We start from the raw sequence: 24,035 nt of genomic DNA, 5'->3' as shown, positions 1-24,035 counted from the left end.
TGTAAAGCACTTCGGTGGCGGCAAAGCCCGGATAGATCTCGACGCCGAGCGCTTCCGCCTTTTCCGCCAGCCAGCGACAGACCAGCCCAAGCGAGACGATGTAGTTGCCGTGATTGTTCATCAATGGCGGCATGGCGAAGTTCGGCAGGCGGATCGAGCCGGCCGGGCCGAGCAACAGGAACTGGTCGTCCTTGACCTCGGTCTTGAAGGGATGCCCATCCTCCTCGCGCCAGCCCGGCAGCAGCCTGTCGATGCCGATCGGATCGACAACCGCACCGGAGAGGATGTGCGCGCCGACCTCGCCGCCCTTTTCCAGAACAACCACAGACAAATCCGGATCGATCTGCTTCAGACGGATCGCCGCAGAAAGGCCAGCGGGACCTGCACCAACAATCACGACATCGAATTCCATCGATTCCCGTTCAGGGAGTTCCATCGGTTCGGTCATTCTACCCTCTCACTCGCCGGTCCCTTCCGGCTGTTGTTTCCACCCATCGCAGCAACTATTGATCCTGCGGTTCATCGCGAAATCAGATAGCTGCACCTTTCAAGGCAGCTTTATCGATGCCTTTTGTCTTCGCAAAGCATGACACACTTGTCGAGCTTCTATAGCGGCAAAACATGTCGTATGCCAGATATTTGTCAGACAACCTGATGACTAAGTTTGCACATATTACCTTTACGTTCACGTAATAGTAAATTCACGCTGAATGTGCGTCAAGCGACCATACGATCTGCAAATGAAGAGGCGATGAAAATGGGTGCTTGGAAAGCGAACCGATTAACCGCCGATCAGCAAAGCGTGATGCTAGCATCAAAAATAATCGGCACTCAAAAACCATTCGGGCTTGAACCAGCCTTCAAATGCGAGCCACCGCCACCTATAAACACTGTCATCTGCATTTCGGCATAAGGATATTCGTCATGGATCTCGGCATTTCCGGCAAACGCGCCCTTGTTCTCGCCTCTTCGCGTGGGCTGGGCCTCGGCATAGCAACTGCTCTCGCCAAGGAAGGCGCAAACGTTCTTCTGGTTGGCAGAAGCGGTGAAAAGCTGGAGGCAAACTGCAAGGCAATCAATGCCCTCGGCAAGGGCAAGGCCGACTGGGTCTGGGGCGACCTTGCTGACGAAGGTTTCGTTGATGCCATGACGCAGGCGGTCAAGGAAAAGCTCGGTGGCATCGACATTCTCGTCAACAACACCGGTGGCCCTACCCCCGGCCTGGCACAGGAAATGACCGCCGACAAGCTTGATACCTTCTTTCAGTCCATGGTCTTGCGCGTCATTACCCTGACCAACACCCTTTTGCCGCAGATGAAGGAACAAGGCTGGGGCCGCATCCTGACCGTCGCGTCCTCTGGCGTTTTCGAGCCGATCCCAAACCTTGCCTTGTCCAACACGCTGCGCGGCGCCCTCGTTGGCTGGAACAAGACGGTTTCGAGTGAGGTCGCGGGCTTCGGCATCACGGCAAACATGCTGCTTCCGGGCCGCATCCACACCGACCGTATCGATGAACTCGATGGCGCAAACGCCAAGCGTCTCGGCAAGAGCGTCGAAGAAATCCGTGAAGCATCGGTCAAGACCATTCCCGCCGGACGGCTTGGCTCCGTCGAGGAATTTGGTGCCGCCGGAGCCTTCCTGTGCTCCCAGCCTGCCAGCTACATCACCGGCACGATGCTGCGCGTCGATGGCGGTGCATCGAAGTCGAACTGATAAAACAACATTCTGGAGTCGAAACTTCGGCTCCAGAATAATTATTTCTGAATAATCATTATAAAAACCACAGATACCGGCACATTTTAACTAAATGCGAGTGTGCGACTGCACGCAATATTGAGGCGCTTGCGAATACGGACTGCCCATTATCAATTGGCATTCCGACATGTTAGAAAATATCCTCCGACCGACCACCCCCGGCGCAACGTCGGGCAATCAGTCCAGTTCGACGCAGAACAGCAATACGTCGAACACCACAGCCAACCAGCCATCGAGCCCGTCGACCAGCGACAACCAGGCGGGCAGCACGCCGCCCACATCCGCAGAACAGCCGAGCAGGAACACTCTGCAAGCGACAACGGCGCTGCGCCGGTAGAATCACCCGACGAACAAGCTCCTGCAAACGAGGCCCCGGCAAACAACACCGAAAGCGATTCGTCCTCTGGACAAGATGGTACTGTGGGCACGCCAGCAGCGGAGCCGCAACCCAACGAACCATCTCCGACACCGACGGAAGGTCAGTCTCCCGGCTCAGAAACGAATACGTCCGAAGCTGGCAAGAATGGCGGAGCACAGGCACAGCAGCCCATGCCATCGACACAGTCTGGCGCCTCCAATCCGGCACCGGTCGCAAGCTCTCCGTCGACACAGCCGACAACGGCGCCTGTCCGAAATACTGTGAACAGTGCTTCCGATGCGATGAGCGAAAAAGCTGCGTTGCGCCGCAGTCTGGCCGAAAAGGAAGCGGCGCTCGAAGTTGCACGCAACCGGGCAGTCGAAGCGCAACAGGATCGCATCATTCGCGGTCTCCTGGATGCAGCCGTCAACGGCACCACTTCCAAAGATGGCAACAACCTTATGAGGCCGGGTGACAAAGAAGACAGCCACGCCAACGTCGTGACCCGTTACTATGCGGAGACCTGACAAATCCATATGTGTCAGTTTCGCATGACATCGGCGACCTCCCTGCATTATGGTGCGGGGAGGTTATGCTTATGGGGTCTATGATGCGCGTGTTTCGAATTTCCCTCGGTGTCCTTGGCGTATTGCTTACGCTTATCGGCCTCGTCTGGATGGGACAGGGCAGCGGATATTTCCCCTACCCGGCCTCCAGCTTCATGATCGACCAGAGCCCGTGGATCTGGCGCGGAGCAATGGTTGCCATCGTCGGCCTGGTGCTGATCTTTTTGGTACGTCGCCTCGTACGCTGATTTATTTCACCAGCGCCGGCAGATCGGCAATCAACGAATCGCGCGTCACGAAGCTGATTGGTTCTTCGCGGCTCCAATCGGCGATGTTAAGCCGTGCGAACACAACACGCCGCTCTCCTTTATCTGCCCAGCCGACGAACCATCCAAGCCAGGCATCACCATCCGGCTTGCCAGCCTTGTTGCGCATGCGGCCGGAACCGGTCTTGCCATGCACCTGCCAACCATCGTCTGCGGCAAATTGCGGAATGACCGCCCGCGTCTTGTCAAACGCGGCTTTCGAGACCGGCAATTTTCCATTGATGAAACGGCGTACGAAATCAGCCTGCTGGTCACCGGAAATTTTCAGGGAAGACATCAGCCAGGATTCCGTCAAACCATCCGTCTGGCCCGGAATACCCTTCACATCAGCATTGCCGTATCCGAAATCGCGCACATAATCGGCGAACTTTTTCTGCCCCAGCTTTCTGGTGATTTCCTGCGAATACCAGACAATCGAGTCTTTTTCCCAGATCGTCGGGTCGACCGATTTCTGCTCGCGCTTCGGCCGGTTCCACGTGCTCTTGTAGTTCCATCGCGGGGTCGTCGCATCTTTCAGGATACCCGCGTCATATCCCATGATAGCCAAAGGAAACTTGAATGTGGATTGCGGTGCAAATGCTTTTTCACATTCGCCATTGCTATGGAGCACAGCGCCACTTTCGGCATCAAGAACAACCGTGCAATGCACCGGCTCTGCGGCAAGCACGTTACGAGATGGCAGGCAACAGATTGATATCGCCACAAAAAATGCAGCGGTAAATCGTCTTGTCATCATGTTTCATTCTCCTTGGATTGGCGACCGTTCTATGTCTGGTCGTACCGATTTAGGCGCGTTTGCAGGCAAGCGACAAATGATGATATCTGCCGTAAGACATGAATTAAACTTGGGCTTAAATGCCATAGTCCGTTAAATGGAGATGGCCGCATGGTCCGCCCCCACCTGCCGCTGAACGCTCTTCGCGCCTTTGAGGCTGCTGCGCGCCACCTGAGCTTTACCCGCGCGGCGATAGAACTGTGCGTGACCCAGACTGCGATCAGCCATCAGGTGAAATTGCTGGAGGAACGCCTCGGTGTAACGCTTTTCCGTCGTCTTCCCCGTGGCTTGATGATTACCGACGAAGGCTTGGCGCTGCTGCCAACCCTGCGTGATTCATTTGACCGCATGGCCGAGATGCTGCAGCGCTTCGAGGATGGTCACCTTCAGGAGGTCCTGACCGTCGGCGCCGTTGGAACTTTCGCCGTCGGCTGGCTTTTGCCGCGCCTGCAGGAGTTTCACGAGCTTTATCCCTTCATCGATGTTCGCCTGTCGACCAATAACAACCGTGTCGACATCGCTGCGGAGGGGCTGGATTTTGCCATTCGTTTCGGCAATGGCGCCTGGCACGACACGGAGGCGGACGAGCTTTTTTCGGCGCCACTCTCGGCGCTGTGCATTCCCACCATTGCCGAACAGCTTGAAGGCCCACAGGATATTGCCCAGCATACGCTCCTGCGCTCCTACCGCACGGACGAGTGGCCAGGCTGGTTCGAAGCGGCAGGTGTGGCGGCGCCACGGATCAAAGGTATCGTCTTCGACTCCTCCGTGCCGATGGTCGAGGCAGCCATGCAAGGTATCGGCATCGCACTTGCCCCGCCACTGATGTTCCAGCGCCAGCTTTCATCCGGCGATCTGGTGCAACCCTTCCCGGTCTATGTTTCCAAGGGGTGTTACTGGCTGACCCGTCTGAAGTCGCGCAGCGTCACGAAGGCAATGGCGACCTTTGCGGCCTGGATTGCGGCGAGAGCAGAGGCGATGCGGATGCCCCCGTCAAAAAACTGACGCCACGCGCTTGCTATTCACAATTGCCTGTGCGATCACGCGCCCTCTTCAAAACAGGCGGGCGCTTTTTTGCGTCCCTTTATCTGTCCGGATGCTCACTGGCTTCCGGCGCATCTCTTGTTGACACATAAGGATATCCGCTATGGCAAGGGCACTCGGCCTCGATTTCGGCACGACCAACACGGTCATGGCAATTTCCGATTCTGGCACTACCAGCCACTCCATGCGCTTCACCAGCAGTGCGGGAACGGCAGACAGCATGCGCACCGCTCTCTCCTTCATGAAGGATAACGCCCTTGGCGCCGCTGCCTTGCATGTGGAAGCGGGCCATGCCGCTATCCGCCAATTCATCGACAATCCCGGCGATTGTCGTTTCCTGCAGTCGATCAAGACCTTCGCCGCATCCTCGTTGTTTCAGGGCACATTGATCTTCGCAAAGCGCCAGAGCTTCGAAGACTTGATGGAGGTGTTCCTGCGCAAGCTGAAGACCTATGCCGGAGACGAATGGCACAACGACGTTTCAACAGTCATCGCCGGACGTCCGGTACGCTTCGCAGGCATGAACCCGAATGAAGAACTGGCGCTGACCCGCTACAATGAAGCGCTGACACGCGCCGGCTTCCCGGAAATTCATTATGTCTATGAGCCTGTCGCAGCCGCCTATTACTTTGCGCAGAGCCTGAAGAAGGACGCCAATGTTCTGGTGGCCGACTTCGGCGGCGGCACCACCGACTATTCGCTGATCCGCTTCGAAAGCCATGGCGGAAAGCTTTCGGCAACGCCAATCGGCCACTCGGGTGTCGGCATTGCCGGTGACCATTTCGATTTCCGCATGATCGACAACCTCGTCTCGCCGGAAATCGGCAAAGGCAGCAAGTTCAAAAGCTTCGACAAGGTTCTCGACGTCCCCTCGGGTTACTACGTCAATTTCGGCCGCTGGAACCAGTTGTCGATCTTCAAGACCTCGAAGGAGTTTTCCGATCTGAAATCGCTGGTCCGTTCAGCGATAGAGCCGGAAAAGCTGGAGATGTTCATCGATCTGGTCGAGCACGATGAGGGCTATCCCCTTTATCAGGCCATCTCCGCAACCAAGATGGCGCTGTCGTCTCAGGAAGAGGCAGAGTTCAACTTTGCCCCGCTCGGCAAAGCGGGACGCAAGACCGTCAAGCGGAGCGATTTCAACAGCTGGATTTCCGAAGACCTGGGCAAGATCGAGGAAGCGCTGGACGAGGTTTTGGTCAAGACCAACACCGCGCCTGACGCCATCGACAAGGTGTTCCTGACTGGCGGCACGTCGTTCGTGCCGGCCGTCCGCGAGCTTTTCACCCGTCGTTTCGGTACGGACAAGATCGAAAGCGGCGGCGAAATGCTGTCCATCGCCCACGGTCTCGCCATGATCGGCGAAAGCGGAGACATTGAACGCTGGACAGCGTGATTTACGGGTTTCGCCGGGCCGGGACTTGGGATAGTTTTCCCTCATGATTTCGGCCCACGACCTCTCCCCGGCAGAACTTGCCGCGCTTCTGCATTTCCATGCGGATGCGGGCGTGGATTGGCTTCTCGAAGACCAGTCGATTGACCGTTTCGCGGAATTTGCGGCAAGCCGCCCGGCACGATCAACGGCGAGGCAGGAAGCTCCCCAGGGCGACCGTCAGGGCAATGATCGACCGGCAGGCTCGGCCGAACCATCGCGACGGCCGGCAGCCGCTTCGGGCAGAGCTGCGCCGCCCACTCCCGCCATTCAACAGAATGTCGCCGTTCCGGACGAGCAGGTCGTGGCGGCTGCTCGCTTTGCGGCCGAAAGCGCCCGCTCCATCGAAGAACTCAAGACTGCTGTGGAAGCGTTCAACGGCTGCAACCTGAAGAACAGCGCGCGCAGCACCGTCTTCGCAGAAGGTAACCCTGCCTCCGGCATCATGGTGATCGGCTCCATGCCCGACGCCGATGATGATCGTGAAGGCATTCCATTTGCGGGCAAAACCGGGTTGCTGCTTGAGCGCATGCTGGCGGCAATCGGGCTTGAGCGCGGCGGTATCGTGCTCGGCAATGTCGTCCCCTGGCGCCCCCCGGGCAATCGCCAGCCGACTCAGGCGGAAATGGACATTTGCCGCCCGTTCATCGAGCGTCAAATCGCGCTTTATGAGCCAAAACACCTGTTGCTTCTTGGCAACTTTACCGCACGTTTCTTCTTTGGCGGCAGCGGAACCATTCATACCATGCGCGGACAGTGGCGGGATATCGCCGCCGGGCACCTTGTTTTGCCCGCCCTTGCCAGCTTGCATCCGCAGGAACTTTTGAACGCCCCCGCCTCCAAGTCATTGTCCTGGCAGGATTTATTGGCATTCAGGGCGCGTATCACGCAATCGTAAATGCCTCCTTTCTGCTCAATGTAAATGATTTGTGAAAAAAGCCATGCATTTTGCGCATAACAGCGGCGCATTTGCCTTGCTTGCCGAATCCATGCTGCGCTGCGATATATCCCGCCATGTCTTGGGAGGAAAAGGTTTAAGGAACCAAGGCAATGACCACTCGCTTCCGTCCGGTGCATTCCGGCTTTGAAACGCTTCGTCTGGCGGGCCTCAGCCCCCGTTCGAGCAATGGCTATCATCGTTTTGGCGCTGCCGCCAATGAACAGATGACGGCTCGCGCTGCTGCGCAGCAGGTTCGCGTTACGCGTCCTTCTGCTGTTTTTGCGGATTTTCGCGAACGCTAAGATTGTTTGATCGGCGATCTGCCGATGCGACATGAAGAACTGCGCTGTGGCGTCTTTCTCCGGAAAGGCGCCTTTTGCATTTCAAGACACCCTACAGGGTGACGGCAACCTCAAAAGGAAATTCATCCCTGTGGCGTCGAGGCTTTGCGCGCCGCTTTTCTGGCGAGACCAAGCTGGTGCTCGCGCAGGATGATGAAAATACCGGCCATGATGACAATCGCCGTACCGATAAGCATCGTTGTTGTCGGAATATCGCCAAACAGAACGTAGGACACGGCAATTCCAAAGACGATGGAGCTGTATTCGAAAGGCGCGATGATCGAGACTTCGGCGTGCCGGTAGCTTTCCGTCAAAAAGATCTGCGCCACGCCACCACAGATACCGCTGCCAATCAACAGGGCCGCCTGCTGGGGATTGAGCCACAGCCAGCCAAATGGCACGCTGACCAAGGACAGCAAGGCTGCCGTCAGCGAGAAGTACAGGACAATGGTTGGCGTCTTTTCCGTTTCGACCAGTTGCCGTACCTGGATCATCGCCAGGCCACCCAGCGCAGCACCGACGAGAACGGCAATCGCCGCCGTCCCCTCGCCCGCAGCGAACCCGCCTTCACGCAGCAACGTCATTTTCGGCCACAGAATGACCAGGACGCCGACCATACCGATAGCGACGGCGCTCCAGCGATAGACTCTGACCTTTTCCCGCAGGATAAGCGAAGCAAACACCACGGCGAGCAATGGCGATGCGTAACCGATGGCGATGAACTCCGGCAAGGGCAGCAATGTAAGACCATAAAAACCGCAGGCCATGGACAGGATGCCGAGAAAACCGCGCTTGAAATGGCCCGCAAGATTGTTGGTGTGTAACGCACTTGCCAATGCGTGCAGCCAGGCGAGATAGACGACGATCGGGACAATGGCGAAAGCCGAGCGGAAGAAGGTTATCTGCCCCGGAGGCACATCCGGCCCTGACGCCTTGATGCAGGTCTGCATCATCAGAAAGAAGCCGACCGAAATCAGCTTCATGGAAATCCCGCGAACGGGACTATAGGCATCGGCGCTCATCGGCAGTTACTCATATCGTCTGCACAAAACGCCATCAAAGATTTTTTCGCACGAAAAGGACGACGCAAGGGGGGAATTAAATTTCCGCAAGGCTAGAACAAATGTGCGACCGCTTCACATCAAAAATCGTTATCCATCCATGAATTCGATTGATTGCTTATGCGTGACGGCACTCCTTGAAATGCAACCAACGCCAACCTCGAAAATTTTCATAAAAATCAAAACAACTTCAGCAATCGTTCAACATTTGCTGCCATGGTCCGCAGAAACCAGCGGCCGGAGGACAAACTACACTGCAGGTTTGATCCTCTTTCCGGGGACAGAATGTCCCACGACGCTCACATGAACGTGACGAGTACTTCCGTATTTTACATTCAGGCTTTGTGACGACATGATGCCTGGCCGACGATCGACAGAATTATTCAGGAATAGTCATGCGAACAGATACGGGCCAGGTCGTTCACCTGGCAGATTACCGCCCTACCGATTTCGTTCTTGAGCGCGTGGATCTCACTTTCGAACTCGACCCCAAGAATACCAAGGTCGAGGCCCGTCTGATTTTCCATAGACGAGAAGGCGCGGAAAAGACCGCCCCTCTGATCCTGGATGGCGACGAACTGAAGCTGTCGAGTGTCCTCCTGGACCAGATCGAGCTTCCCGCTTCGCAATATGACGCAACGCCGGAAAACCTGACGATCCGCGATCTGCCGGAAGAAACGCCGTTCGAGATCTGCGTGACGAACTACATCAATCCGCAGGTGAATACGCAGCTCATGGGGCTTTACCGCACCAATGGCGTTTATTGCACCCAGTGCGAAGCCGAAGGCTTCCGCCGGATTACCTATTTCCCCGATCGTCCTGACGTTCTGGCACCATACACCGTGACAATCATCGCGGCGAAGGAAGGCAATCCGCTGCTGCTGTCGAACGGCAACTTCCTCGGCGGCGGCAACTACGACGAAGGCCGGCACTTCGCTGCCTGGTTCGATCCGCACCCGAAACCCAGCTATCTCTTCGCGCTTGTTGCAGGCGACCTCGGGGTTGTGGAGGACACCTTCACCACCATGACCGGCCGCGATGTCGCGCTGAAGATCTATGTCGAGCACGGCGAGGAGCCGCGCGCAACCTATGCCATGGACGCGTTGAAGCGTTCGATGAAGTGGGATGAAGAGCGCTTCGGTCGCGAATACGACCTCGATATCTTCATGATCGTCGCCGTTTCCGATTTCAACATGGGCGCGATGGAAAACAAGGGGCTCAATGTCTTCAACGACAAGTTCGTGCTGGCAGACCCCGAAACCGCAACCGACGCGGACTACGCCAATATCGAGCGCATCATCGCGCACGAATATTTCCATAACTGGACCGGCAACCGCATTACCTGCCGCGACTGGTTTCAGCTTTGCCTCAAGGAAGGCCTGACCGTTTATCGCGATCAGGAATTTTCATCCGACATGCGGTCGCGACCGGTCAAGCGCATTGCCGATGTGCGTCACCTGAAGTCCGAACAGTTCCCTGAAGACTCCGGTCCGCTGGCTCATCCGCCGCGCCCGGACAGCTATCGTGAAATCAACAACTTCTACACCACGACCGTCTACGAAAAGGGTGCTGAAGTCACCCGCATGATCGCGACGATCCTCGATGAAGGTGATTTCAAGAAAGGCATGGACCTCTACTTTGAGCGCCATGATGGTGAAGCAGCGACGGTCGAGGATTTCGTCAAGAGCTTTGCCGATGCCAGTGGCCGTGACCTGACACAGTTTGCACTGTGGTACACCGAGGCCGGAACGCCGCTTGTTGCCGCATCGACGGACTACGATTCTGCCACCTCCACGTTCAAACTGTCGCTGGAGCAGACTATTTCTCCGACACCCGGCCAGCCGGTCAAGCAGCCACGGCATATTCCTCTGTCGCTGGCGCTGATCCTCGACAATGGTCAGATCGCCGAACCGAAGTCCGTTGAGGGCGGTGACTACCGTGACGGTGTGCTGCACCTGACTGAGCGTAGCCAGACTTTCACCTTCTCCGGCATCTCATCGCGGCCGGTCGTTTCAATCAATCGCAGCTTCTCTGCACCCGTGAACATCGACTTCGTGCAGCGGCCTGCTGATCTCGTGCAGATTGCCCGGCACGAAACGGATATGTTTGCCCGCTTCCAGGCTCTGACAGAGCTGGCCTTGCCGGCGCTGATTGCCGCCACGAAAGCCATCCATGCCGGTGGTGATGTTGTTGTGGATGCCGACCTCATCGCCACGCTGATCGAAGTCGCCGGTGACGAGAGCCTCGAACCCGCCTTCCGGGCGCAGGCGCTTGCGCTGCCCAGTGAAACGGACATTGCCCGTGAACTCGGTCGTAACACGGACCCTGACGCCATTCACAAGGCGCGTAACGCAACAATCGCTGCCATAGCCAAGGCTGGTATTGCCACGTTCACCCGGCTGTTTGAAACCTATGGCAACGAAGGCGCCTACAGCCCCGACGCCGAGAATGCCGGTCGCCGGTCGCTGCGTAACAGCGCCTTGAACTACCTGGCTTTTGCCGAGGAAACGCCGGATCGTGCAGCCCGGGCCTATGCAACGGCTGGCAACATGACCGACCTCGCTCATGCCCTGAGCGTTTTGACGCAACGCTTCCCCGAGCAACCACAGACCGTCGAGGCTCTTGCAGACTTCGAAGGTCGCTTTGCGGATAACGCACTGGTGCTGGACAAGTGGTTCTCGCTGCAGGCCGCAATTCCGGGTGAAGGCGCACTGGAACGGATCAAGGGACTGATGGCGTCGAAGCATTTCATCCCGTCCAACCCCAACCGCGTTCGCTCGCTGGTCGGAACACTGGCCTTCGGCAATCCCACCGGTTTCCACCGACCGGATGGCGCTGCCTATCGTTTCCTGGCAGAGCAGATCATCGCCATCGACACACGCAACCCGCAGCTTGCCGCACGTCTTCTGACATCGATGCGCTCCTGGCGTTCCCTCGAAGCCAATCGCGGAGAAAAGGCAAAAGCGGCTCTCTCGCAGATCGCTGAAACCAAAGGGTTGTCAGCTGATGTCGGCGATATCGTCGAGCGTATCCTGAAGGGCTGATAGCGAGCAAAAGCGCATCGCCCAGACATGACAGAGAACGTATTCCGCCGCCTTGATCCCAATCAAGGCGGCGGATTTGTTTCTTCAGCCCGATCACGCTGACAGCACGATCGGGTGGCGAAATTCATATGTGACATGTCCCAAATCGGCACATTGCTCCAGCGCCTCATCGCCGGAACCCCACGGCAGGTCGCCTGAGTTGAAGCTATCCAAAATCTTTGGAGCGGCCTTGATGCTCGATCCGAAAACGCAGTGCGTGATCTATATCGGTCTTCTTGCAGCGTTCAGTTGGATGAGGCCCCTGCCTTGCACAGTCTCGAGGCCAAAGTGCTCGCGGCGAACCGCGAGGACGTCGTCAGCGCCTTAGTGGCGAGGCTTCCGGCCGCAGGCAATGGTGTTGTCCAGACGCTGGAGCCTGCTCTCTATGCCTATTCGCAAGCGTGAAAAATCGTTTCCGGCTACGCGTCCTGTTCGCAGAAAAGCGATGCGTCGGCGTCCTGTTTTTCGGAAACGACAGCGACGGTGAAATCACCTCTCCGATCGACGTGAAAAAATGCGGAGTCGGTTCAAAGGGTTAAAATTCTTTTAACTTCTCCCTCTGGACACGGCGAATCGCAAATGATTCATTAAGGCAGATTCGGGCGGCGGCGCTTCGAATTCCATGAGGGACAATCACAAGGCGGGACAATGACGAACGTGCGGCGGGCGACTGCGGGCGATGAGCGGCCGTATGCCAAATTTTCAGACTTTGCGGCCTGGGGAGAGCGCCTCTCCAGTGACCTGATGGGTCTGATGGATGGCGACGAGCGGCGAATTCCGCAGGTTGAAAGCCTGCTCAAGCGCTTGATTCCTATTCTTATTCTGGCGTTCCTCGTTGTCGTTGCTGCATCGCGCGTGCTTGGTATCGTTTCCGAATACAGCCGCATGGAAGAAGCGGCCCGCCACAGCACGGCCTTGACCGCGCTTACGGCAAAGGCCGCCCTACTCAACAATGGCAAGGTTTTCGCCATGCAGGATCGCACGCCTGCGGAGACAAGCCTGCTGGCCGCGCTGCCGCCTGGCAGTCTTGCCGATGGAACCCTGGTTCTGCTCTCAGGCAGCAATGGCCGGATCTTTGCCGGTGCAGGCAAGCAAGCACCGCTTTACATTGGCACCGCCCTTCCCGCGCTGCTGCCGGAAATTGCTATCGTCCAGCGCTTTCCCGGCGCACCCGGCACCGTCGAGACCACGATCGACGGCATCCAGCACTACGCCACGATGATCCCGTTCGGCAGCGACGGCAGCATGGTGATTGCCGCCAGGTCGCTTGAGCCGATCCGCTCTTTCTGGCGCAGCGAAATTGCCATGAACGTGACGCTGTTCGCAGGCATTTCCGCCATCCTGCTCGTTATCCTCTACGCCTACTACATGCAGGTCAGACGCGCACGCGATGCGGACGATATTTTTGCGGAATCCAACCTGCGGGTTGAGACCGCGCTGTCGCGCGGCCGGTGCGGTCTCTGGGATTTCGACCTGTCCACCCGGCGCATGTTCTGGTCGGGATCGCTCTATGAAATTCTGGGCATGCCGCCGAAGGCAGCACCCCTGTCCTTCTCCGACGCCGCCCGCATGATGCATTCCGAGGACGGCAACCTCTATGAACTCGCCCGCGCTGTGGGTTGTGGCAACCTTCGCCAGATCGACCAGATCTTCCGCATGCGCCACTCCAAGGGACATTACGTCTGGCTGCGCGCCCGTGCCCAGGTCATCCGCACGAACAATGGTCCGCGTGTGATCGGCATCGCCATGGATGTCACCGAGCAGCACCGTCTGGCACAACGTTATGCAGAGGCCGATCAGCGCCTCGCCGACGCGATCGAATCCACCTCGGAAGCCTTTGTTCTCTGGGACAAGAACGACCGTCTGGTGATGTGCAACACCCATTATCAGCAGGCTTACGGCCTGCCGGACAGCGTTCTCGTCGCTGGCACCGAAAAGGCTGTCCTGCTGGCTGCCGCCTCGCGTCCGGTTACGGAACGCCGCGTTGCCGATCCCGATCAATCCGGCCTCTCCCGCACCATGGAAGTGCAGCTTGCCGATGATCGCTGGCTGCAGATCAACGAACGCCGTACCCGCGACGGCGGACTTGTCTCTGTCGGTACCGACATCTCGCTTCTCAAGCGCCATCAGGAGCGCCTGCGCGAATCCGAGCGTCGCCTGATGGCAACGATTGGCGATCTCTCGGCCTCGCAACACAAGCTGGAACGCCAGAAGACAGAGCTATCTGCGGTCAACGCCAATTACCTGTCAGAAAAAGAACGCGCAGAGGCTGCCAACAAGGCGAAGTCAGAGTTCCTTGCCAATATGAGCCATGAACTGCGCACGCCGCTCAACGCCATCCTGGGCTTTTCAGAAATCCTCCTGGCGGAAATGTTCGGTCCGGTGGGCTCACCAAAATATTCCGAATATGCGCGTGACATCCACGACAGCGGCAAACACCTGCTGAACGTCATCAACGACATTCTCGACATGTCGAAGATCGAAGCAGGACATATGCGCATCAACCGCGAGACGGTCGATCTTGCTCCGCTGATCGAGGAAACGTTGCGGCTTACCGCCATTCAGGCGGAACAGAAGGCCATTACCGTTCACCAGCGCGTCTGCTCAGGCCTGACCATGCACGGCGACCGCCGAGCCATGAAGCAGATCATGCTGAACCTTTTGTCCAATGCCGTGAAGTTCACGGGAGACGGCGGTCACATCGCGCTTCGCACCCATGTTCATGAAGCCGCCCTTATGCTGACGATTGCCGATACAGGCATCGGCATTCCCGCCAAGGCGCTCGACAAGATTGGCCAACCTTTCGAGCAGGTACAAAGCCAATATGCCAAGAGCCAGGGCGGTTCAGGTCTCGGCCTCGCCATTTCGCGCTCACTCGTCAAGCTGCATGGTGGCACGATGAAAATCCGCTCCTGCGAGGGCAAGGGCACGGTGGTCACGATTGTCATTCCCCATGCCGAGGCGCGTTGCGGCACGAAGCATTGATATCGCAACGGCAGAAATGGGCTTCCGTTCAAGACGTTGGCCCGTCAGCCGCCATTCTTGACCGTTGACTGATAGGCTTTGCGTACCGCCTTCGACAGTCGCTTCACCTCACCTTCCAGGGTCTGAATATTGGGGCAATCTCCCGCACGGCAGACAAGGTCGACCAGACCTGCCGGGGCTTCCTTCGGATTGAAGCCGCCATCGATACACAGACGGACGATCTGCGAAATTTCCGTGTAAAGCGCCATCGCCTTCATGCAGTCGTCGAAGGCCATCGGGTCCATTGTTCCCGCTGCCATGGCCTGAAGCGCTTCACGTGTACTCAGGCCGGGCTTGTGCGCAGGCAGTCCCTTGGCGGGTCCGACCAACGCCAAAAACTGCGCGATGAACTCCAGATCGATCAGACCACCGGGGATAAGCTTGAAGTCCCAGATGTTTTCCGGCGGTTTTTCCTGCTCAATCAGCGAGCGCATTTCAAGAACATCTGCGGAGACTTTCGACACATCCCGTTTCTCGGATAGGATTGACGCAACGATCTTTCCGGCATCCTCGATCAACGAGGCGTCGCCGCAAATGAGCCTTGCGCGCGACAGGGCCATATGCTCCCAAGTCCAGGCCTCCGTGCGCTGATACTTCTCAAAGGCTGCGATGCGTGTCGCGACCGGACCTTTGTTGCCCGAAGGGCGAAGGCGCATGTCGACTTCATAGAGCACCCCCTCCGCCGTCGGGGCGGAAAGTGCCGAGATCAGCCTTTGTGTGACACGGGTGAAGTAGCGCACGGCATCGAGCGGTTTGGCACCGGTCGATTCATGTGCGCTGTCGTCGTAGTCATAAAGCAGGATCAGATCGACATCCGAACCTGCTGTGAGTTCGAACGAACCAAGCTTGCCCATGCCCATGACAGCAACGCGGCCACCGGGATATTGACCATGCGCTGTTTCCATTTCCGCCAGCACCGCTTTCAGTGCCGCCTCGATCACCAGATCGGCAAGATGAGTAAAAGCGCGGGCGGCAATATCGCCATGGATGGCGTCAGTCAGCAGTCGCACACCGATCAGGAAGCGTTGTTCGGCGGCGAAGATGCGCAGCCGATCCAGAACGTCCTCGTAGTGAACCGCAGAAGACAGGAAATTGTCCATGCGGGCAGCAAGATAATCGCGCGTCGGAATATCGCTCATCAGAGCGGGATCAAGCATGCCATCGAACACATGTGGACGGGCCGCGATGATTTCGGCAAGCCTTGGCGCAGAAGACATGATCGTTACCAGCAGCGACAGAAGTGCCGGATTGTTGCCGAGCAACGAAAAGAGTTGGATACCAGCAGGCAGGCCGGAGAGGAAATTGTCGAACCGCAGTAGCGCCTCATCCGCACGCGTGCTTTCGCCAAAGGCTTTCAGCAGGTCCGGCGTCAATTCCGTCAGTCGCTCGCGTGCTTCCACCGATTGCGTTGCCCGATAGCGGCCATTGTGCCAGGTGCGGATGACGCGAGAAATATCTTCCGGCCGTTGGAAACCAAGCGAAGCCAAGGTCTTCAGCGTATCCGGGTCGTCTTTCTGGCCGGTGAAAACCAGATTGCCACCATCGCCTGACAGCTTCACTTCCTGTTCAAACAGGGCAGAGTATTTGCGCTCCACCAGACGCAACACACCCTCGAGCTTTTCGGCAAAGGCCTTGGTGTCGGCAAAACCAAGCATGAAGGCGATGCGTTTCAGTTCGGACTCGCTGTCCGGCAAGGTGTGGGTCTGCTCGTCCCGCACCATCTGGATGCGGTGTTCCACCTCACGCAGAAACCAGTAAGCGTCCGTCAGACTATCGCGAGTTTCAGGATCGATCCATTTCGCTTCGGTCAAGGCAGCCAGCGCCTGCCCGGTGGAGTGGACACGCAATGCCGGCATACGACCGCCGGCAATCAATTGCTGCGTCTGGGCGAAGAACTCTATTTCGCGAATACCGCCACGTCCGAGCTTGACGTTGTGCCCCTTCACGGCAATCGCGCCATGTCCCTTGTGGGCATGGATTTGCCGCTTGATCGAATGGATGTCGGCAATCGCCGCGTAATCAAGATATTTGCGGAAGATGAAGGGCGTCAGTTCGCGCAGGAAGTTGGCGCCTGCCTTCAGATCGCCTGCAACCGGACGCGCCTTGATGTAGGCGGCGCGCTCCCAGTTCTGACCCCGGCCCTCGTAATAGGTCAGCGCTGCTTCAACCGGAATGGCAAGCGGCGTCGAGCCGGGGTCCGGGCGCAGTCGCAAATCGGTGCGGAACACATAACCGTCTGCGGTGCGCTCCTGCATGATGCGGACGAGACGGCGCATCATGCGACCAAAATTCTCGGTGGCATCGAGCGGATCTTTCATGATGCCTGCGGACGGCTCGAAAAAGACAACTGCGTCGATATCGGATGAATAGTTCAGTTCGTGCGCGCCGAGTTTGCCCATGCCGAGAACGATCAGGCCCGAACCTTCGCTCGGTGCAGCCACATCCCTGAGGACCAGTTTTCCGCCCTCATGCGCTGCAAGCAGAAGATGGTCGATGGCTGCTGAGAGCGACGCATCCGCCATATCGCTCAACCAGCGCGTTGTGTCGCGGGCGGTGAAGATCCGTGCGAGATCGGCAAGTGCGGCGATGAAGGAAAGCCGACGCTTGGCGATACGAAGCCTCGACATGACTTCGTTTTCGACAGGGGTTCCCGCATCTTCCAAAGGCTTCCAGCTATTGCGAGCTTCCTCCACCAGCGTTGCGAGCAGTGGCTCAACCGGGCCAGATATGGCAAGCGTCAGCAAACCTTCGTCCGCCGTGGCCATGTCACGCAGATAAGGCGAAAGAGTAAAGGCGTTGGCAATGAAGGTCTTGAGCGTGCTTTCTCCCGCAAGCAGATCCGCCACAGCGGGTTCGCTACGACCGATGTCCTTCAGCGTCGACAACACCGACTTCAGTTCGGCCTGCGTATAAGGGCGGATCACATCCGGCTGAACGTCACCAAGCCATTTGCCTTCGGCATTTGTCTTCTGCACTGTCTCTCTCCCTGCCTGCAGGGTCCCATACCTGCATATCGTCCCTACCGCATTGGAGCGGAAATCCAAATCGATTTCCGCTCACCGGGTGAGATGAGCCACCTCCTCTAGAGCTAGGCGACCTCTTCAATGACCGGCAAATCCTGCCGCGCCTGCGCTGGTTGCAGCCTTCCCTTGTACGCAACGATCGGGCCGATCAACGGCAGCGAAATATCGATGTCGAAACAAAAATCGTTGCCTTCCTGTGTTTCGAAGCTCGCACCTGATGGCAGCAGGAAGCCGGGCAACGGGACGCCCAACACGCGCCAGCGACGCGGAACGAACGCCAACCGGCCATCGTGCAGCACAAGTGCAAGGGCCACCGTGACGATGCCGAAACGTTCCAGCAGCAGATACGTATCCTTGCCGGAGCCAGGTGACTGAACAGACGAGAAGCGTCTTCCGCCGAAGTCTCGTGTCCAGCGCTCCCCGTCTTTCTCAGGAGTGAGCGTTACACTGACGGGCACCTGATTTGCCTCTTTGGGAAAGCCGAATATCGCGGAGATCATTCGCGCCATCATACCTTGTCCGCGCCGGACCTCAGCAAAGCCGTGCCAGTTCCGGGTTGCAACACTTTCGTGCAGTTCGCGCAGTCGCGGCGGCAGATCGTCAAAGGCCGAGCCCAGCACCTTGCGAAACAAGGGCAAAGTTGGTTCGTCACGACGGAAACCGGTGAAAATGGTCTTGCGGCGAAATAGCCTTTCGTAATCGGCAAGATCAAGCGCGTGGGCGCCCGAGCGGGCACCTGTTTGCGGTCGCTCACCAGCCTGCAATTTGCGAATGATCGCTTCTATTGCCATCGAGGGGATGTAAGGACCATCGTCCCCCTCCGCCAACATATGCCAGCTCATCTCAGTGGGCTTGCCGCCTGCCAGACCGTGGGCGTGCACAAACATGCCGCCCCGGTGTTCGCCAAAGCGCAACAGGTTCAAGACGGTATAGAAAAAGACAGAGAGCGGTTCGAAGGACCGCAAACCAAAACGCACTCGCGCTTTTGCCAGCAGGTTCAGCATACGGTGCAGAATTTCAGGTGTGGGACCAGCACCCATCCAGATATCTTTCATTGTCGCATGTTCCGGCGGGATCACCTGCAGGTCCGGCACATCGACAAGTGAGAAGTGCACGTTCCTGAGCGGGAGCTTTCCGGGAACAGCCACCGTGTAGCGCATGCTTTCCGCCAGCCCAATGCCGTGAGCGTGCTTGCCGTCTCGCCAGAGCTTGACCGGCGCCCCGGCATAACCCGCCACGGCGCGCATCACGTTCAGACCAATTCCGGCATAAGGAGAAGGCGCAATGCCACCTTGGACCCTGACGACATCCATCTCCTTGGCGATCTCGCGCAAAACAGCCGCCGTCAAAACGGGAAAACTGCTGACGCCTGAGAGAACGAACACACCCGCGGACTTCGCGCGGACATCGAACTGGCTGACACCGAAAACAAAGTCGGCGGCATCGGCAAAGTCCAGATAATCGATATGTGCCTCGAGACACGCTTCTATGACTGCGTAGCGTTCGGTCCCGTAATCCTGAAAAGGGCCCGAGGCATCGACAACGAGACCGGGAGCATGGACGTGCAAGGCAGTTTTAATATCCCGACGATCGAGTGCGACGGGCGTAAGTTTCGGCCGCCCCTTATAGTCCGCACAAAAAGCCTCGGCACGGGTCAGGGTTCGACCGCAGACCAGAATTTCCAGACCGGACATATCGGCAAGCAGTTCTGCAAGCCGACCGCCAAACACACCATAACCGCCGAGGATCAATATCTTCACCGACGCACACCCCAATCGATTTTCAAATGACTATCTTTAAAAACGCCTGCACTTCCCGCTCAAAGAATTCGGCTCCTGTATTCGGGCGGCGCCACCCAGCACTCCTGCCGTTTGCCGAACCAGCGATATCGGTTGCGCGCGACATAGCGATAAACAGGATCGCGCAGAAAGGCGGGGATGACACGCACTATGCCGAGCGACCGCCAAGGAAAGCCTAGCGCTTCGTAGATGCCGAGAACGGCGTCACTGTCCTGGCGAATCCTGCCGCCATCGACAAGCAGAAGGCTGACCGGGTTTTTCGGGTCCATACCGTGATGTCGGTAGATTTCCGCGCCGATGACGCCCTGCATGGAGGCCAGCCGAAAATGTCCTGCCCTGTCGTGTTTCAGGACGAATTGCGCATTTGCGGCGCACAGAACGCATTCGGCATCGAAGAGAATGATCGGACCTTGCCGTTCCATATCCGCCGGGGCCGGGCTTGCCATCTGTCAGTCTTCCTTGTGCCGATCGCTATGAAAAACACAGAGATCAGAATGAACCAAAGAGCAATATTTCGATCAATATTCTTCAGTTCAACACAAAAGAACAGGCGCCATTTGACGCACCAGCAGTCACCCGGAAGTCGACGATAATTTCCTGCCGGCTACGATTTTGCGACTGGAAAAACCATGGAAACGGTTAGGCCCGGAGATGCGGCATTGACTGGATTGGTGTCTGATAGCACCAATGAACCACCGTGCAACTCCATAACGGCCTCCACGAGAGAAAGACCGAGGCCTGTTCCTGGCTTGGAGCGACTTTCATCCAGTCGCACGAACCGTTTCAGCACTTCCTCACGCTTGTCAGCGGGAACTCCCGGCCCGTCGTCGGCGACGGAGAGCACGATGGAATCCTGCTGTTTTGTCAGTCGGACAACGAGCTTCTTCTCGCCCTCGGCTTCGCTCGCATACTTCATCGCGTTGTCGATAAGGTTGGAAAGTGCCTGACCGATCAGTTCGCGATTACCCTTGACGGACAACCCCTCCTCGATCTCGGTCGTCAGAACCAGCCCGGCGTCTTCTGCAACAGGTTCGTAAAGTTCCGCACTGTCGGCAGCGATCGCAGACACATCTACATCGGTCATTTCGGCAGCAATGGAACCTGCCTCAACACGAGAAATCATCAGAAGCGCATTGAAGGTGCGGATGAGCTGGTCGGATTCCGCGATAATCCCTTCAAGCGCAGCGCGCCGTTTCGTTTCATCGGTATCGCTCAATGCGTCGGCGGCCTTGTTTCTCAATCGCGTCAGCGGTGTCTTGAGGTCATGGGCGATATTGTCGGAAACCTGCCGCAACCCCTCATTCAGCTTCTCGATGCGACCAAGCATGGCATTGAGCGAGCCCGACAGACGATCGAACTCATCCCCGGAGCGGCCCTGCGGCAGACGCTGTGAGAGATCGCCCGCCATGATCTTTTTCGTGGCGGCAGACATGCGGTCGATGCGTTTCAGGGCGTTGCGACCAATGCCGAACCAGATGAGCAGCGCACCGGCACTCATGATCGCCAGCGCAACCATCAGCGCGTTGCGGACAAGTGCCCGGAATTTGGTTGGTTCACCAAGGTCGCGTCCGATCAGGATGCGCAGGCCATTGTCCAGCGTGAAAACATTGGCAGTTGCCAGATGCTGCACACTGTCTCCGCTCTCCGAGTAACGCTCGTAGCTAAAGGGGAAGCCGGTCCAGCCCTCCTTGTCGAACACGCCCGGTTCCACGGAGGCGACATTACCGGCAAGAATTTCACCGTTCGGTCCAGCGATGATGTAGAGGCTTGCTCCCGGCTGGCGTGCCCGCCGCTCCATCATCCGCAACAGCGGATTGATGCCGCCGCGGCCATAGATGCGCTGCACATCGGCCACTTCCTGCAACACGGCGTCGCGCGTCTGCTGGTTCAGCAGGCGCTCCGACAAGGCCGTGACGTAAAACACCAGGAAAGCGGCACACAGTGCAAACAGCAGGATATAAAGCGCCGACAGGCGGACCGCTGTGGACCGGAACAATATTCTAAGGCGGGCCATTTTCGCCAATCAGCCCTCGTCCTTCATCATGTAACCCGCGCCGCGAATGGTCTTCAAAAGCGGCTTCTCGAAGTCCTTCTCGATTTTCGAGCGGAGACGGGAAACATGCACGTCGATAACATTGGTCTGGGGGTCGAAATGATAGTCCCAGACATTTTCCAGGAGCATGGTACGGGTCACGACCTGTCCGGCATTTTTCATCAGATATTCCAGCAGGCGGAATTCGCGCGGCTGCAGCAGGATTTCCTTGCCGTTGCGGCGCACGTCGTGGGAGAGCCGATCCAGTTCCAGATCGCCAACACGATAAACCATGTCCTGTTCGGGTTTGCCCTTGCGGCGGCCCAGCACCTCGATACGGGCGAGCAGCTCTGAAAAGGCGTAGGGTTTGGGCAGATAGTCGTCGCCACCGGCACGCAGCCCGGTGACACGGTCATCCACCTGTCCGAGTGCGGACAGGATCAGAACCGGGGTTTCGATACCGCGACGGCGCAGTTCGCTGATGACGGACAGTCCGTCGCGACGCGGCAGCATGCGGTCGATGACCATGACATCATAGGCGTTTTCGCAGCCCATGAACAAACCGCTCTCACCGTCGCTGGCGTGATCGGCGACAATTCCGGCTTCCCGGAACGCCTTTGTCATGTAGGCAGCAGCCTCAAGGTCGTCTTCAATGACTAGAATCTTCATGTGCGGGACAATAGCGCCCTCGCCCTTTTCCGTACAACCGGAAACAGATGCGGGAGACAGTTCCTGAACCTTGTTTTCCACGAGAAGTCCTCCGGATATACGGCGGGAGGCCGACGGGAGCCGGCCTGCGTCCTGCTTCATATCGGGGTGGCGGGGAGACGGCACCAGCCGCTCCCCGTCCCGTTCAGATCATCAGCCCTGATCGATATCGAGAGCGATGAAGCGGCTGCCATTTTCCGTCTGGATCTGGAACAGCGCCTTGGAACGACCGTCCTTCTTGGCCTGTTCGAGGATCTTCTCGACATCGGCTGCGGACGCAACCTGCTGGTTGTTGACCGAGGTGATCTTTTCACCCGTCTTCAGACCACGAGCGGCGGCATCGCTATCAGGATCGACATCGGTGATGGCAAGGCCATTGCCGTCATCGGAAGGCGCAACCGTCAGACCGAGGCTGGAGAGAGCCTTTTCGCTGGAAGGCTGGCTGCCGTTGTCGTCATTCTGGGTCGGCGTTGCCTTGGAAGCATCGTCGCTTGCCAGATCGCCGAGCGTCACGGTTACCGACTGAGACTTGCCGTCACGCCACAGCGAGACTTCAATCTTGCTGTTCGGCGCCATGCCACCGATACGACGCGAGAGATCACGTGCATCCTTCACCGGATCGCCGTTGACAGCGGTGATGATGTCACCCTGCTTGATACCGGCCTTGTCGCCCGGAGAACCTGCCTGCGGAGAAACGACCAGAGCACCGCTTGCTTCAGAAAGGCCCAGCGATTCAGCAATATCCTTGCTTACCGGCTGGATCTGCACGCCGAGCCAACCACGCTCAACCTTGCCGTCCTTCTGAAGATCGGCAATCACGTCCTTGGCGACGGAAGCCGGGATAGCAAACGCGATACCGACGTTACCGCCCGACGGAGAGAAGATCGCGGTGTTGATACCAACCACTTCGCCGTTGAGGTTGAAGGCCGGACCACCAGAGTTACCACGGTTCACAGCAGCATCAATCTGGAGGTAATCGTCGTAAGGACCGGAGCCGATGTCGCGGCCACGGGCAGAAATGATACCCGAGGTAACAGTACCACCGAGGCCGAACGGGTTACCGACTGCAACGACCCAGTCACCGACGCGAACCTTGCTGTCATCGGCAAAGCGGACATAGGTGAACTTGCGGTTCACATCGACCTTGAGCAGAGCCAGATCGGTGCGCGGATCGCGACCAACCAGCTTGGCATCGAGTTCGGTGCCGTCGTTCATGACAACCGTATATGCGGAACCGTCATCGACGACGTGGTTGTTGGTAACGACGTAACCGTCTTCAGAGATGAAGAAGCCGGAGCCCTGTGCAACAGGACGTAGCGGACCCTTGCCATCACGGTGGCGGTTCGGGCCACGATCGCCGCGGTCACCACGGTCCATGTTAGGGCCACCAAACTCCTTGAAGAAGCGCTTAAGCGGATGGTCATCGGGAAGCTGGTCAAGACCGCGTCCACCGAAGTTAAAGGAAAAGCTGTTGCTGTCATCGGAGGCAGGCTGGACATTCGACTGGACGCGAACAGAAACAACGGCAGGCGAAACAGCATCGACGACGTTGGCGAAGCTCGGAACTTGCGGAGCGTTGACTTCAACCGGAGCAGCGAAGGACTGTGCGATTGGCGCAGCAACACCGGTCGAGAGCATCAGCGCGGCAAGACCGCCAACGGTCGTTGCCTTCAGAAAATTCTTCAGCGAGGGACGTCCGTTTTGCGAGTTAGACATTTTCGTACCTTCTTTCTTCATTCAGACAGGAACCCGTTTGACCGGGGAAGCG

The 24,035-nt window shown here is 57.7% G+C and carries 19 protein-coding genes; 9 read left to right on the top strand and 10 right to left on the bottom strand.

Features of this window, described 5'->3' with window-relative positions; genetic code table 11:
* A partial coding sequence (locus HWX89_RS13275) for an NAD(P)/FAD-dependent oxidoreductase (RefSeq protein WP_178340734.1) occupies positions 1-448 on the bottom strand: 448 nt, incomplete at its 3' end.
* Positions 449-924: 476 nt separating this feature from the next.
* Between HWX89_RS13275 and HWX89_RS13270 the strand changes: the two genes are divergently transcribed.
* Positions 925-1,713, top strand: coding sequence for an SDR family oxidoreductase (locus HWX89_RS13270; protein WP_138794912.1), 789 nt, complete (start codon positions 925-927; stop codon positions 1,711-1,713).
* A gap of 219 nt (positions 1,714-1,932) precedes the next feature.
* Here HWX89_RS13270 and HWX89_RS26455 read toward each other — a convergent pair whose 3' ends face one another.
* On the bottom strand, positions 1,933-2,061 hold the full coding sequence (locus tag HWX89_RS26455; protein WP_286086207.1) for a hypothetical protein: 129 nt from the start codon (positions 2,059-2,061) through the stop codon (positions 1,933-1,935).
* 114 nt (positions 2,062-2,175) lie between these two features.
* Here HWX89_RS26455 and HWX89_RS13265 point away from each other — a divergent pair, with 114 nt between their 5' ends.
* Positions 2,176-2,640, top strand: a complete 465-nt coding sequence (locus HWX89_RS13265; protein ID WP_138794911.1) for a hypothetical protein — start codon at positions 2,176-2,178, stop codon at positions 2,638-2,640.
* A gap of 71 nt (positions 2,641-2,711) precedes the next feature.
* A complete protein-coding gene (locus HWX89_RS13260; protein ID WP_502707596.1) occupies positions 2,712-2,927 on the top strand; it encodes a hypothetical protein in 216 nt (71 codons plus the stop codon).
* Position 2,928: 1 nt separating this feature from the next.
* On the opposite strand, the gene blaOXA is transcribed toward HWX89_RS13260, so the two are convergent.
* A complete protein-coding gene (gene blaOXA / locus HWX89_RS13255; protein WP_138794986.1) occupies positions 2,929-3,738 on the bottom strand; it encodes a class D beta-lactamase in 810 nt (269 codons plus the stop codon).
* A gap of 153 nt (positions 3,739-3,891) precedes the next feature.
* Between blaOXA and HWX89_RS13250 the strand changes: the two genes are divergently transcribed.
* From HWX89_RS13250 to HWX89_RS13235, 4 genes are all read left to right on the top strand, one after another.
* Positions 3,892-4,785, top strand: coding sequence for a LysR family transcriptional regulator (locus tag HWX89_RS13250; RefSeq protein ID WP_138794910.1), 894 nt, complete (start codon positions 3,892-3,894; stop codon positions 4,783-4,785).
* Positions 4,786-4,927: 142 nt separating this feature from the next.
* The gene (locus tag HWX89_RS13245; RefSeq protein ID WP_138794909.1) at positions 4,928-6,220 is read left to right on the top strand and encodes an Hsp70 family protein; all 1,293 of its coding nucleotides are present in this window, start codon (positions 4,928-4,930) and stop codon (positions 6,218-6,220) included.
* A 43-nt stretch (positions 6,221-6,263) separates the two neighbouring features.
* Positions 6,264-7,154 carry a uracil-DNA glycosylase gene (locus HWX89_RS13240; protein ID WP_138794908.1) on the top strand — a complete coding sequence of 297 codons (891 nt, stop codon included), beginning with the start codon at positions 6,264-6,266 and terminating at the stop codon, positions 7,152-7,154.
* 152 nt (positions 7,155-7,306) lie between these two features.
* The gene (locus HWX89_RS13235; protein WP_138794907.1) at positions 7,307-7,498 is read left to right on the top strand and encodes a hypothetical protein; all 192 of its coding nucleotides are present in this window, start codon (positions 7,307-7,309) and stop codon (positions 7,496-7,498) included.
* Positions 7,499-7,620: 122 nt separating this feature from the next.
* Here HWX89_RS13235 and HWX89_RS13230 read toward each other — a convergent pair whose 3' ends face one another.
* Positions 7,621-8,559: a DMT family transporter gene (locus HWX89_RS13230; protein ID WP_138794906.1), complete on the bottom strand. Its 939-nt coding sequence runs from the start codon at positions 8,557-8,559 to the stop codon at positions 7,621-7,623.
* A gap of 434 nt (positions 8,560-8,993) precedes the next feature.
* On the opposite strand from HWX89_RS13230, the gene pepN reads away from it, so the two are divergent.
* Positions 8,994-11,642 (top strand): aminopeptidase N, encoded by a 2,649-nt coding sequence (gene pepN, locus HWX89_RS13225; protein ID WP_138794905.1) that lies wholly within the window; start codon positions 8,994-8,996, stop codon positions 11,640-11,642.
* Positions 11,643-12,329: 687 nt separating this feature from the next.
* Positions 12,330-14,666 carry a PAS domain-containing sensor histidine kinase gene (locus HWX89_RS13220; RefSeq protein WP_138794904.1) on the top strand — a complete coding sequence of 779 codons (2,337 nt, stop codon included), beginning with the start codon at positions 12,330-12,332 and terminating at the stop codon, positions 14,664-14,666.
* 44 nt (positions 14,667-14,710) lie between these two features.
* Here HWX89_RS13220 and HWX89_RS13215 read toward each other — a convergent pair whose 3' ends face one another.
* The 6 genes from HWX89_RS13215 to HWX89_RS13190 all read right to left on the bottom strand — a co-directional run bounded on the left by HWX89_RS13215 (position 14,711) and on the right by HWX89_RS13190 (position 23,983).
* A complete protein-coding gene (locus tag HWX89_RS13215) occupies positions 14,711-17,680 on the bottom strand; it encodes a bifunctional [glutamine synthetase] adenylyltransferase/[glutamine synthetase]-adenylyl-L-tyrosine phosphorylase (protein WP_138794903.1) in 2,970 nt (989 codons plus the stop codon).
* 113 nt (positions 17,681-17,793) lie between these two features.
* A complete protein-coding gene (locus HWX89_RS13210; protein WP_138794902.1) occupies positions 17,794-19,488 on the bottom strand; it encodes a saccharopine dehydrogenase family protein in 1,695 nt (564 codons plus the stop codon).
* Positions 19,489-19,547: 59 nt separating this feature from the next.
* The gene (locus HWX89_RS13205) at positions 19,548-19,973 is read right to left on the bottom strand and encodes a thiol-disulfide oxidoreductase DCC family protein (protein ID WP_138794901.1); all 426 of its coding nucleotides are present in this window, start codon (positions 19,971-19,973) and stop codon (positions 19,548-19,550) included.
* A gap of 158 nt (positions 19,974-20,131) precedes the next feature.
* Entirely contained in the window at positions 20,132-21,541 is a 1,410-nt protein-coding gene (locus HWX89_RS13200; protein WP_138794985.1) for a sensor histidine kinase, read from the bottom strand.
* Between the two features lie 9 nt (positions 21,542-21,550).
* A complete protein-coding gene (locus HWX89_RS13195) occupies positions 21,551-22,309 on the bottom strand; it encodes a response regulator transcription factor (protein WP_138794900.1) in 759 nt (252 codons plus the stop codon).
* Positions 22,310-22,420: 111 nt separating this feature from the next.
* Positions 22,421-23,983, bottom strand: a complete 1,563-nt coding sequence (locus tag HWX89_RS13190) for a Do family serine endopeptidase (RefSeq protein WP_138794899.1) — start codon at positions 23,981-23,983, stop codon at positions 22,421-22,423.
* Positions 23,984-24,035: the final 52 nt, after the last annotated feature.

Origin of the sequence: Rhizobium sp. RM, assembly GCF_013390595.1 — a bacterium.
In the GTDB taxonomy this organism is placed as follows: Bacteria; Pseudomonadota; Alphaproteobacteria; order Rhizobiales; family Rhizobiaceae; genus Agrobacterium.
Note: the sequence above shows the minus strand (reverse complement) of the source record. Positions and strands in the feature narration are given on the sequence as shown.